The organism is Haloferax sp. s1 (assembly GCF_058382125.1).
This window is the reverse complement of record NZ_JBZRPK010000630.1, coordinates 1-10,667: the sequence shown is the minus strand read 5'-3', so window position 1 is coordinate 10,667 and position 10,667 is coordinate 1. Positions and strand designations below refer to the sequence as shown.

Here is a 10,667-nt window from a genome sequence, read left to right as displayed (position 1 = left end):
CTGCGACTTCGGCGGCGGTCTGGATACCGGAGAGACCAGCACCGCCGATAACGACCTTCGCGGGGTCGTCGCGGGAGGCGTCTTTGGCCGCCTGTTTGATGTCCTGGTGAATCTCGCGGGCGTCGTCGAGACCTTTGAGTTGGTGGGCGAACTCTTTGAGGCCCTCGATGCCGAAGAATGCGGTCGAAGACCCGATAGCGACAAGCAGGTAATCGTAGTCGACAGTGTCGCCGCCTTCGAGTTCGACGACGCGCTCGTCGACATCGACGTCCGTCGCGCGGCCCTTGACGAACTCCGTTTCGTTGGATTTGACTTCGTCGACGGGAATCGCGATGCTCGACTCGACGCTCGGGTCACGGATGCATCGGTGGACCTCGTGGAGGACGAGGTGGTAGTCGTGTTCGGCGACCCACGTCAGTTGTGCGTCGTAACCGAGTTCTTCTTCGAGGCGTTTTACTGCGCCGGCCCCGGCATACCCTGAGCCGAGAACGACGACCTGCGTGCTCATGTGGTCGTCTGTGCAGTCATCGGATAAAGGGGCTTTGAAACTCGCTCCCAATGCCGGGGGATTTGGGGGCTATACGCTCCGACGCGTCGAAGTTCGGGTTCGACGGTTGTCGGATTATTTGAGTGAGAGTCCGGCGTGCCAGCGGTCAACGCCGGCCTCGCGTTTGACTTCGTCCATCTTGGCGAGGAGATGGACCGCGAGGCTCGCCACTTCGGCCGCCCGCGACTCGCCTTCGGTGCGGAACTCGCCGGTGACGCGGTTCGCGTAGACCGAACAGACGGCACCGGCCCGAAGGCCGTAGACGTTCGCGATAGTCAGGAGCGCCGACGCCTCCATCTCGATGTTCTTGACGTTCGCGTTCTGGAGTTCCTCGACGAGCGATTCGGAGCCAGCAGCGCGGAACTCCTCGAATCCGGGTCGGCCCTGACCGGCGTAGAACGAGTCCGCGCTCATCGTCAGGCCGACGTGGTAGTCGTAGCCGAGTCGCTCCGCGGCGGCGACGAGGGCGGAGACGACCTCGTGGTCGGCCACGGCGGGGTAGTCCTCGCGGACGTACTCTTTCGAGGTCCCCTCTTGCCGGACGGCACCGGAGGTGATGACGAGGTCGCCGACGTTCATCTCCGGTTGGATAGCGCCGCACGAACCGACGCGGATGAAGGTATCGACGCCCACGCGGGCGAGTTCTTCGACGGCGATTGCCGCCGACGGACTGCCGATTCCCGTCGAGGTGACGGAGATGGGCGTCCCGTCGTACGTTCCCGTTGCGGTTCGGTACTCGCGGTGGTACGCTTTCTCCTCGTGGTCCTCCCACAGCGCGGTGACTTTGTCGACGCGCTCTGGATTTCCAGGGAGCAACACGGCGTCCGCGAGGTCCTCGGGACCGACTTCGAGGTGGTACTGAACCTCGTCGTTCGGGTCCTCACTATCGTTCATGCACGTACTCTCAGCGGAGCGGTAGAAATTCTTGCGTTCTTCGGAGCCGACGAGAACTGCGCCAGCGAAAGACGGAACTTACTCGTCGCGGTCGCGCTTTTCCGCGGCCGCTTCGAGCGTGTCGAGTGAAATCGTATCCGGCAGAAGTTCGCCCAGCGTGTACTCGGCTGTCTCATCGCCACCGAGGTCGCAGATGACGGGAAGGTCTTCGTCGCAGAACTCCGCGAGCGTCTGACGGCACATTCCGCACGGGGTCACACCGTCGCGGGCACCCGAGGTGACCACGAGACGGGCGAACTCGGTGTGGCCGTTCTTGACCGCTTCGGCGATAGCGACCTCCTCGGCGTGGAGACTGTTCGAGTAGTTCGCGTTCTCGATGTTACAGCCGACGTACACCTCGCCGTCCGATGTTTCGAGCGCCGCACCGACGGTGTACTCCGAATAGGGAACGTAGGCGTTGTCGAGCGCTTCGCGGGCGCGTTCGACGAGTGGTTCGGGCATGTGTCGCCGTGATTCGTGTGGGGTGGCTTAGTTCGTTCGTCTCTCGTATCCGGGGCCGTATCACCGCACCCTTTCGGCTCGTGTCGTCCCGCAAGCGACTATACCGTCCGGTTCCAACGCGCCGTCGTGAACGACAAATTGGGTGGACGACGGGTTCTACTCCTCATCGGCGTGAGCACCGTGCTCATCTCGGGGATTCTCGGCGTCTTCATCGGCGAGAGCGGCGGCCAAGTCGCCGCCGAGATATCGCTGTTCGGCCTCCTTTCGCTGCCGACGACGCCGCTTGCGTTCAGCGTCTACGGCATGGTCCTCTCCGTGGTTATCCTCGCGGTGCTGTTCGGTCTCGTCGAGTTCGCCTCTCGGATGGAACAGGCCTAATTTCGGTGTGCGACCGAGCGTGTAATCGCGGCCGAAAGGCGGACCGTTTTTGCTCGTCGGGACCGGACAGCCATCTATGGATGCGCCCTCGTCGACTACGGCATCGTCTTCGGCCGGTAACCCGTCGCCCGGGCCGCTCCCGGAAGAAGAGGGTGGCAAAAACCGGAAGCGCGCCGCGTTAGCCACTGCACCGTTTCTGGCGCTCGGTCTCGCCGACGTGGTGCTTATCTTGCTGCAGGGACTCCAACCCCTCTGGGGATTCGCCATCCTGCCGCCGATTCTCTTCTGTAGCGTGCTGTCGTGGATCGTCTTCAGTACAGACTTCCTCGACGACCGGACCTGAACCGACCGACCGTTTCGAACCGTTCAGCGACGCAGATTCGTGGAGTACTTCGTCGGCGTCTCCTCGTCGTAGCCGAAGTCTTCGGCCGTTAACTCCGGTTCCGCTGCCCCGGCAGATTTCGGGGCCGCGACCTTGAACCGCTCGCGGAGTCGCTCCGGCATCATGAACTTCCCGAGGTCGAGTCGGAGTGCAATCGCGTCGGGGTCGGCTTCTCTGACCTGTTCGAGTCGGCTTCGAAGCACTTCGGGGAGGTCGTCGGCGTCCAAGGCCTCGAAGCCGAACTGCGTACAGTAGCGGTGTGCCGACGAGAACCCGTACACGGTGTCGAATCCCTCGGCGCTGGCGCGGTCGACGAGTCGCTCGACGACGTGTGCGCCGACACCCTGTCTGCGCCACCGCTCCGGGACGCCGACGCAGGTAATCTCGCAAAACGGGGTGTCACCCTTGTGGACCCGAATGCGACCGAACCCGGCCTTTTCGTTCGACTCCTCGTCAAGCGCGATGACGTAGTCGCGGGAGCGGAAGGAGCCATCGTCAAGCCCGAGTTCCTCCAGCGAATCGAGCAACCAGACTTCGTCTCGGTTCTTGGCATCCCGGACGTACATACGTGAACATACCGCTTCGGGAGACAAAAACACCCCGGGCCAGTCCGTCGATTCCCGTCTCGCTTGGGGAACCAAAATGAAAGAACAGTAAAGATTGATGGTTATAGTCACAGTACGTCGATTCATGGACGTACCCGACACCGATACCGTGGTGCACGAACCGGACTCGGCGTTCGTCGAAGATGCCAACGTGACTCGATTCATGCGGGAACACGACATCGAGGACTACGACGAACTCATCGAACGGACGACGACCGAGGTGCCGGGTGTGAGCGCCTCCGGCGTCGACTGGTTTTGGGACGAACTCGTCGACTATCTCGATATCGAGTTCTACGATGACTACGACGAAGTACGTGACAATTCGGACGGCCCGCAGTTCACTCGCTGGTACCCCGGCGGCGAACTCAACATCGCCCACAACGTGCTGGACCGACACGCCGCCGTCGACTCCCCGAACCGAAACCGCGTCGCCTGTATCTGGGAGGGTGAAGACGGCGAGGTCGTCCAGCGGACCTTCCACGACCTGTATCAGGAGGCGAACCGCGTCGCCAACGTCCTCGAATCCTACGGCGTCGGCACCGGCGACACCGTCGGTCTCTACATGCCGATGGTCCCCGAAGTCATCTCCATCCTCTACGGCTGTTTCAAAGTCGGCGCAACCGCCGTCCCCATCTTCTCCGGGTTCGGCGTCGACGCCACCGCGACCCGTCTCGAAGACCCCGAGTGCTCGGTGTTGTTCACCGCCGACGGCTTCTACCGCCGCGGGTCGGAAGTCCGACTGAAACCGACAGCAGACGAGGCCATCGAAGAAGCCGGATGCGTCGAACACGTCGTCGTCTACCAGCGGTTCGAGGATAGTAACGAGGACGTCCCGTGGACCGACGGCCGCGACGAGTTGTGGGCGAACACCGTCGACGAGGCCGACTCCGAATACGAGACGAAACACCTCCCCTCGGACGCAGAGTCGATGCTGCTCTACTCGTCGGGGACGACGGGGAAGCCGAAAGGAATCGTCCACACCCACGCCGGCGTGCAGGCTCAGACGGCCAAGGAGATTCACTTCGGCTTCGACCAGAAGCCCGAAGACCGCTTCTTCTGGGTCTCCGACATCGGCTGGATGATGGGACCGTGGACGCTCATCGGGAACCACACCTTCGCTGGAACCATCTTCATGTACGAAGGTGCGCCGGACCACCCGGAACCCGACCGGTTCTGGGACATGATAGAACGCCACCGTATCACCACCTTCGGCATCTCGCCGACCGCCATCCGCGCCCTGCGGAAGTACGGCGACGAAGCGGTCGACAAACACGACCTGTCGAGTCTGCGCCTCCTCGGGTCGACCGGCGAGCCGTGGGACCCCGAGTCGTGGATGTGGTTCTACGAGCACGTCGGCGGCGGCGAAGCGCCGATTATCAACATCTCCGGCGGCACCGAAATCTGCGGCTGTTTCCTCATGCCGATGCCAACCCAACCACTCAAACCGTGCAGTCTCGGCGGCCCCGGACTCGGCATGGACATCGACATCGTGGACTCCGCAGGAGAATCTATCGCCGACACCCACGAGCGCGGCTTCCTCGTCGCCCGCGACTCCTGTCCGGCGATGACGAAAAGCCTCTGGTCCGGCGACGAGCGCTACCTCGACACCTACTGGTCGTCGTGGGAGAACCTCTGGGACCACGGCGACTGGGCGCAGAAGGACGAAGACGGCTTCTGGTTCCTCCACGGTCGCGCCGACGACGCCCTCAACGTGGCGGGTCGGAAGGTCGGCCCCGCCGAGGGCGAAGGCGCGCTCATCGAACACGACGCGGTGAATCAGGCCGCCGCCGTCGGCGCCGCCGACGACACGACCGGGTCCGCCGTCGTCGCCTACGTCGTTCTCGAAGACGACGTGGAGGAAAACGACGACTTGCGCGAGAAACTCCGCGGCGTCGTCGGCGAGGAACTGGGCAAGCCGTTCCGCCCGCGAGAGATTCTCTTCGTCGACGAGTTCCCGAAGACGCAGTCGGGCAAGATTATCCGCCGCGCCATCGCCTCCATCTACGCGGGCGAGGAACTCGGCGACATGAGCAGTATCGAGAATCCCGAGGCGCTCGAAAAACTCGAACAGGCGTCCTGAAGAGACGGCCGAGCGCGACTCGTCGTCGGTTCTTAGTCGGCTACCGACGGGACGATACCGTCGCTCCACGCCTCAGCCGTGAAGTCGACCGCGCCGTTCCACTTCGCCACGACTGTCGTCACCGCGAGGTCGCCGGTCACGTTCACCATCGTCCGAATTCGGTCGAGGATGGGGTCGACACCCGCGACGAGGCCGACGATTTCGAGGGGCAATCCGAGTTGCGTGAGGACCAGGGTGAGCATGATGAGTCCGGACCCCGGTACCCCGGCGGTTCCGATGCTTGCGAGGACGGCCACCGCGACGACGGCGAACTGGTCGACGAGCGAGAGGTTCACGCCCATGATGTTGGCCGCGAAGATGGCGGCGACTCCCTGATACATTGCCGTCCCGTCCATGTTGATGGTCGCACCGAGCGGGAGCGAGAAGCCGTAAATACGCTCTTCGATGCCGAGGTTTTCGTCGGCATCAGACATCGTGACCGGAAGCGTGCCAGACGACGACCGAATGCTCAGCGCCGTCACCATCGCATCGCGCGACCCGGAGAGGAATGCGAATGGCGAGCGACGGGCGAGTCCGACGACCAAGCCGCTGAGATAGACGACGCCGATGTGGACGACGGCGGCCACGAGCATCGTGCCGATGAGAAGCGAGAACGGCAAAATTGCGTCGACACCGGCCGTCCCGAAGACGTTCGCCATGAGTGCGAAGACGCCGATGACGCCGAACTCCATCGCACCCCAGACGACTTTGTACATCGCCTCGGCCCCCGCGTCGGCAAGGTCGAAGAACGTCTCGATGCCGGACTTGACGGACTCGTCGTTCGTCTCCTCCCAGACCAGCGACAGGCCGAGTCCGAACACCACGACGAAGAAGATAGTCGGGAGTACGTTCCCCTCGGCCATCGCGCCCATCGGGTTCGTCGGGACGATGTTGAGGACGACCTCGACCGCGTTCGGTGCCTCGGCACTCTGGGCTTCGGCTTGAGCGAGAAGCTGTTCGAGTCCGCGGGACCCGGGGTCGACGAGGTTACCCACACCTAAGCCGATAGCCACCGCGAGGGCCGACGTGAACGCGTACAGGCCCACGACCTGTAACCCGACGCGCCCGAGCGACGAGGGAGAGAGTTGCCGAACACCCATCAGGAGCGTAAACACCACGATGGGGACGATGAGCATCTTCAGCAACCGAACGAACAGGTCACCGATGGGCTTTAACGCGGTTGCGGGTTGTCCGACGACGAGGCCCAGAAGCGAGCCCAACACGAACGCCAACCCAATTCGATAGACGATGCTAACAGAGCGGTACCGTCTCCATAGCGAGACGATGGCAGAATTTGACATGATACGTGTTGTCACTAAGTGGATAACTGGGCGATAAGTGTATTGGCTAGACAACAGACATCGGTACAAAAGTTGAATCGAGATGCAGGATTTTTCTGAGATATCTAACTCAGATTCGAACGACGATTTTCCGGAGAGTCAGTCGTCGTCGAGAATCTCACCCGGTGCGACCGCATTCGACTCAGTTGCACGCTCGTTGACGATGATTGCCGCGTCCATGGGGTCGTCGTCAGCAGGGACGCGAATCGTCCCGCCGGCGAGAAGCGGCGCGAGAATACCAGCAACGACGGTTCCGGGGTGCGAGAGGGAAGCGCGAACCGCAACCGTGTCGACTTCGCCAAGGTTGTAGTCCGAGACGACTCGTTTCGCCGCATCGAGAAGGTCGCCGTGCGTGTACTCGCGGCCGTCGGCGACGAGTGCCACATCGTCGGGGGCGACGATTTCCGGGTGGACGGCGGGGTTCTCGCTCCAAACTTCCTGTTCCCAGTGAGTTGTCGTCGGCGAACTCGGCGAGCCGTTGTAGACGGCGAGTTTGTGGCCCGGCGGCAGGTCGAACTCGTCTTCTCGGGCGACATCCACGACGACAGCGCGGGCCTCCGAAGTCGGGTCGAAGGTCGTCACCGCGCCGAGTTGGGCCGCGCCGAGGAACGTCAACATCGGCTCCGGGAGTGAAACCGGTTCGACGGCGACGCGAGCACCCGTGCGGACGCCGAGGTAGCGAAGGACGTTTCCCGCCTTGTACGACGTGGTGATAAGGTCGTAGTACGTGTAGGTCCGGCCGGGGCCGTCGACCCGGAGGGCGAGTCGGTCGCTTCGCCTGTCACGGGCCATGAGGTCGCCGATAACGTCCATAGGCAGCCCTACGCGGGCGGTATGAAAAAAGGCGACGAGGCGGCGGTCGGCTTCGGGGTACGGTGCGATTCGAGCGAGTTCAACCGCATCAGCGACTCAGGGTGCGCCAGCGACGACGAACACGCATTCTTCGTCGCCGGTTCGGAGTTGCCGCGTATCCGTTGGAGAGACACGCACGGCGTCTCCGGGTTCAAGTTCGACCTCCTCGCCCTCGACGACGAGGGTCGCGGAACCCGAGACGAGGAAGTAGACCTCCTCGTGATTTTGGTGGGCGTGGTCGTGGCGTTTTCCTTTCCAGTTCGGGTCGCACTCGAAGACGGAAAACCCGAGTTGTTTACACTCCAGCGCGTCGCGCATGAAGTGTAGCCCGCCAGCGAGTTCGTCTACGTCTCGGTAGTTGACTTTCGTGTGCGACATTGTCTAACAGATGGGTGCGAGAACCCTTAACGTAGCGGCAAAAAACGAATCGGGGCGGAACGAAAGCGGTCGAAAGCGGTTACAGCGAGTTCTTGAGCTTCTGGAAGAGGCTCTCTTTGACCTCTTCGCCGCCCGCCTCGGCGAACTGCTTGAGCGCCTCGCGCTGTTCGCTGTTGAGGTCTTCGGGTGTGACGACGTGAATTTCGACGTGAAGGTCGCCGTTGCCGCGACCGTCGAGGTGCGGCATCCCCGCGCCGGAGACCGTAAAGGTCGAACCGCTTTGGGTTCCCGCCGGAACCTTTAGTTCCTCTTCGCCGTCGAGCGTCGGCACTTCGACAGTCGCGCCGAAGACGGCTTGCGGGAAGGAAATCGGGTGCGTGTACTGTAGGTCGTCGCCGTCGCGGTCGAACTCCTCGTGGTCGCGGACGTTGACTTCGACGAAGAGGTCGCCGTTCGGCCCGCCGTTCTCTCCGGGTTCACCCTCGCCGCGGTACCGGAGGCGCTGCCCGTCGCGGAACCCGGCCGGGATGGTGATGGTCACGTCGCGGGTGCGGCGGACGCGCCCGCTGCCGCGACACTCGGAACAGTCTTCGCTGTAGGTCTTGCCCTCGCCGCCGCAGGCGCGACAGGTCGTCGTCTGCTGAACGCGGCCGAACGGCGTCTGCTGGACGGTCGTCTGCTGGCCGGAGCCGTTACACTCGGAACAGGTGTTCACGTCAGCATCGGCGGGGGGGCCCTCCCCGGCCCAATCGGGGCAGACCCCCCGGCGGCGGATCCTCCCATCCCGCTCGGCGCCGTGGGACGCGTCTTTGCGGGCGGTGGGAATGGGCTGGGCGGCGGCGCGGCCCCGTTGCGGGCGGCTACGTCGTTGACCGCCACCGCCGTTGAAGAGGTTGTTAAAGATGTCTTCGAAGCCGCCACCGCCCATCCCGCCGAAGGGGTTTCCGCCGCCTCCGAAGGGATTGCCCTGACCGCGGCCACCGCCGCCGCCACCGGCCCCGCGCTTTTGGGTCTGCTGGAAGCGTTCGTGGCCAAGTTGGTCGTACATCTGGCGCTTTTCGTCATCCGTGAGGACCTCCTTGGCCTTCTGAACCTTCTTGAACTTCTCTTCGGCGTCCTCTTCGTCGGACACGTCAGGGTGGTATTTCGCGGCCTTCTTGCGGTACGCGTTCTTGATTTGGTCTTTCGAGGCGTCCCGCGAGACCCCGAGCACGTCGTAGAAGTCCTCGCTCATCAGTTGCTATGGTGTAACCGGCGAAGGTATTTGAAAAGTACGTCTCCCGTATCGGCGAGCACGGGCGGCGTTAGAGCCGCCTCAACAGTTTCTTTCGACCGCCCGCACCGGGTCCCCCGGAAAGCCGGGGTGAGATAGTTCGATTACTCGTCGTCGTCTTCGTCGTCGAAGTCCGCGTCGGCGTCGACGAAGTCTTCAGGGTCGGCATCGGCACCAGGGCCATCGGCACCGCCGGGACCACCAGCTTGTGCCTGTGCCTGCTGCTGGTACATGCGCTTGCCAATCTCCTGCAGTTCCTTCGAGAGGTCTTCGGTCACGTCTTCGAGTTCGTCCGTACTCGCATCGTCGTCTTCGAGGACCGCTTCCACGTCCTCGATAGCCGCTTCGATGTCGGCGCGGAGTTCGTCGTCGACGTTCTCTTCGTTCTCTTCGAGGAGGGTCTCGGCGCGCTGAACTGCGCCCTCGGCCTCGTTTCGGGCTTCGACGGCGCGACGGCGTTCCTTGTCCTCTTCGGCGTGCTGTTCGGCCTCGCGCTGCATGCGGTCGATTTCGTCGTCGGAGAGACCAGCGCCGCCTTCAATGGTGATGGACTCGGCGTTTCCGGAGCCTTTGTCCTCGGCGGAGACGTTGACGATACCGTTTTCGTCGATGTTGAAGCCGACTTCAATCTGCGGCGTTCCGGCCGGTGCCGGCGGGATGCCCGAGAGCGTGAATTCGCCGAGGAGTTCGTTGTCTTCAGCCATCTCGCGTTCACCCTGGAAGACGCGGACCTGCACCGTCGTCTGGTTGTCGGCCGCGGTGGTGAAAATCTTCGACTCCTCGGTCGGGATGGTCGTGTTCTTCTCGATGAGGCGCTCGAAGAGACCACCCTTGACCTCGATACCGAGCGACAGCGGCGTCACGTCGAGGAGGACGATGTCGTCGACCTCGCCGCCGAGGACGCCACCCTGAATGGCCGCGCCGAGTGCGACGGCCTCGTCGGGGTTGACGGACTTCTTGGGCTCGGAGCCGAGAATCTCTTCGACCTTGTCGAGGACCTGCGGCATGCGGGTCGAGCCACCGACGAGGATGACGTCGTCGATGTCGTCCTTGCCGTATCCGGCGTCTTCGAGGGCCTGCTCGGTCGGTTCGACGGTGCGGTCGATGAGGTCCTTCGTGAGCGACTCGAACTTCGCGCGGGTCAGGTCGTATTCGAGGTGGACCGGACCGGAGTCCGTCGCCGTGATGAAGGGGAGGTTGATGGTCGTCTCCTTGCGCGAGGAGAGTTCGATCTTGGCTTCTTCGGCCGCGTCCTTCAGGCGCTGGAGGGCCTGTCGGTCCTCGCGGAGGTCGATGCCGTGGTCGTTCTTGAACTCCGTGGCGAGCCAGTCGATGATTGCTTCGTCCCAGTCGTCACCGCCGAGTTCGTTGTCCCCGTTCGTCGCGACAACTTCGTAG

12 protein-coding genes are annotated in these 10,667 nt (G+C 63.1%); 3 read left to right on the top strand and 9 right to left on the bottom strand.

Features of this window, described 5'->3' with window-relative positions:
• From QT222_RS13680 to cdd, 3 genes are all read right to left on the bottom strand, one after another.
• The coding region (locus tag QT222_RS13680; RefSeq protein ID WP_491477486.1) for an NAD(P)/FAD-dependent oxidoreductase at positions 1-508 on the bottom strand (508 nt) is incomplete at its 3' end.
• Between the two features lie 114 nt (positions 509-622).
• Entirely contained in the window at positions 623-1,441 is an 819-nt protein-coding gene (locus QT222_RS13675) for a nucleoside phosphorylase (protein WP_491477485.1), read from the bottom strand.
• A 78-nt stretch (positions 1,442-1,519) separates the two neighbouring features.
• Positions 1,520-1,942: a cytidine deaminase gene (gene cdd, locus QT222_RS13670; RefSeq protein ID WP_491477484.1), complete on the bottom strand. Its 423-nt coding sequence runs from the start codon at positions 1,940-1,942 to the stop codon at positions 1,520-1,522.
• Between the two features lie 126 nt (positions 1,943-2,068).
• Here cdd and QT222_RS13665 point away from each other — a divergent pair, with 126 nt between their 5' ends.
• Together QT222_RS13665 and QT222_RS13660 are read left to right on the top strand one after the other, a co-directional pair.
• Positions 2,069-2,320: a DUF7520 family protein gene (locus QT222_RS13665; protein WP_179955335.1), complete on the top strand. Its 252-nt coding sequence runs from the start codon at positions 2,069-2,071 to the stop codon at positions 2,318-2,320.
• Between the two features lie 76 nt (positions 2,321-2,396).
• On the top strand, positions 2,397-2,663 hold the full coding sequence (locus QT222_RS13660; protein WP_004056773.1) for a DUF8142 family protein: 267 nt from the start codon (positions 2,397-2,399) through the stop codon (positions 2,661-2,663).
• 23 nt (positions 2,664-2,686) lie between these two features.
• On the opposite strand, the gene QT222_RS13655 is transcribed toward QT222_RS13660, so the two are convergent.
• Positions 2,687-3,268 carry a GNAT family N-acetyltransferase gene (locus tag QT222_RS13655; protein WP_491477483.1) on the bottom strand — a complete coding sequence of 194 codons (582 nt, stop codon included), beginning with the start codon at positions 3,266-3,268 and terminating at the stop codon, positions 2,687-2,689.
• A 124-nt stretch (positions 3,269-3,392) separates the two neighbouring features.
• Here QT222_RS13655 and QT222_RS13650 point away from each other — a divergent pair, with 124 nt between their 5' ends.
• A complete protein-coding gene (locus QT222_RS13650) occupies positions 3,393-5,387 on the top strand; it encodes an AMP-binding protein (RefSeq protein ID WP_491477482.1) in 1,995 nt (664 codons plus the stop codon).
• Between the two features lie 32 nt (positions 5,388-5,419).
• Here QT222_RS13650 and QT222_RS13645 read toward each other — a convergent pair whose 3' ends face one another.
• The 5 genes from QT222_RS13645 to QT222_RS13625 all read right to left on the bottom strand — a co-directional run.
• A complete protein-coding gene (locus QT222_RS13645) occupies positions 5,420-6,727 on the bottom strand; it encodes a dicarboxylate/amino acid:cation symporter (protein ID WP_491477481.1) in 1,308 nt (435 codons plus the stop codon).
• Between the two features lie 138 nt (positions 6,728-6,865).
• Positions 6,866-7,579 carry an AMP-binding protein gene (locus tag QT222_RS13640; RefSeq protein ID WP_491477480.1) on the bottom strand — a complete coding sequence of 238 codons (714 nt, stop codon included), beginning with the start codon at positions 7,577-7,579 and terminating at the stop codon, positions 6,866-6,868.
• A gap of 96 nt (positions 7,580-7,675) precedes the next feature.
• Entirely contained in the window at positions 7,676-7,996 is a 321-nt protein-coding gene (locus QT222_RS13635) for a cupin domain-containing protein (RefSeq protein WP_004056758.1), read from the bottom strand.
• A gap of 79 nt (positions 7,997-8,075) precedes the next feature.
• A complete protein-coding gene (gene dnaJ / locus QT222_RS13630) occupies positions 8,076-9,230 on the bottom strand; it encodes a molecular chaperone DnaJ (RefSeq protein WP_491477479.1) in 1,155 nt (384 codons plus the stop codon).
• Positions 9,231-9,373: 143 nt separating this feature from the next.
• Positions 9,374-10,667: Hsp70 family protein (locus QT222_RS13625; RefSeq protein ID WP_491477478.1), on the bottom strand; the 1,294-nt coding region annotated here is incomplete at its 5' end.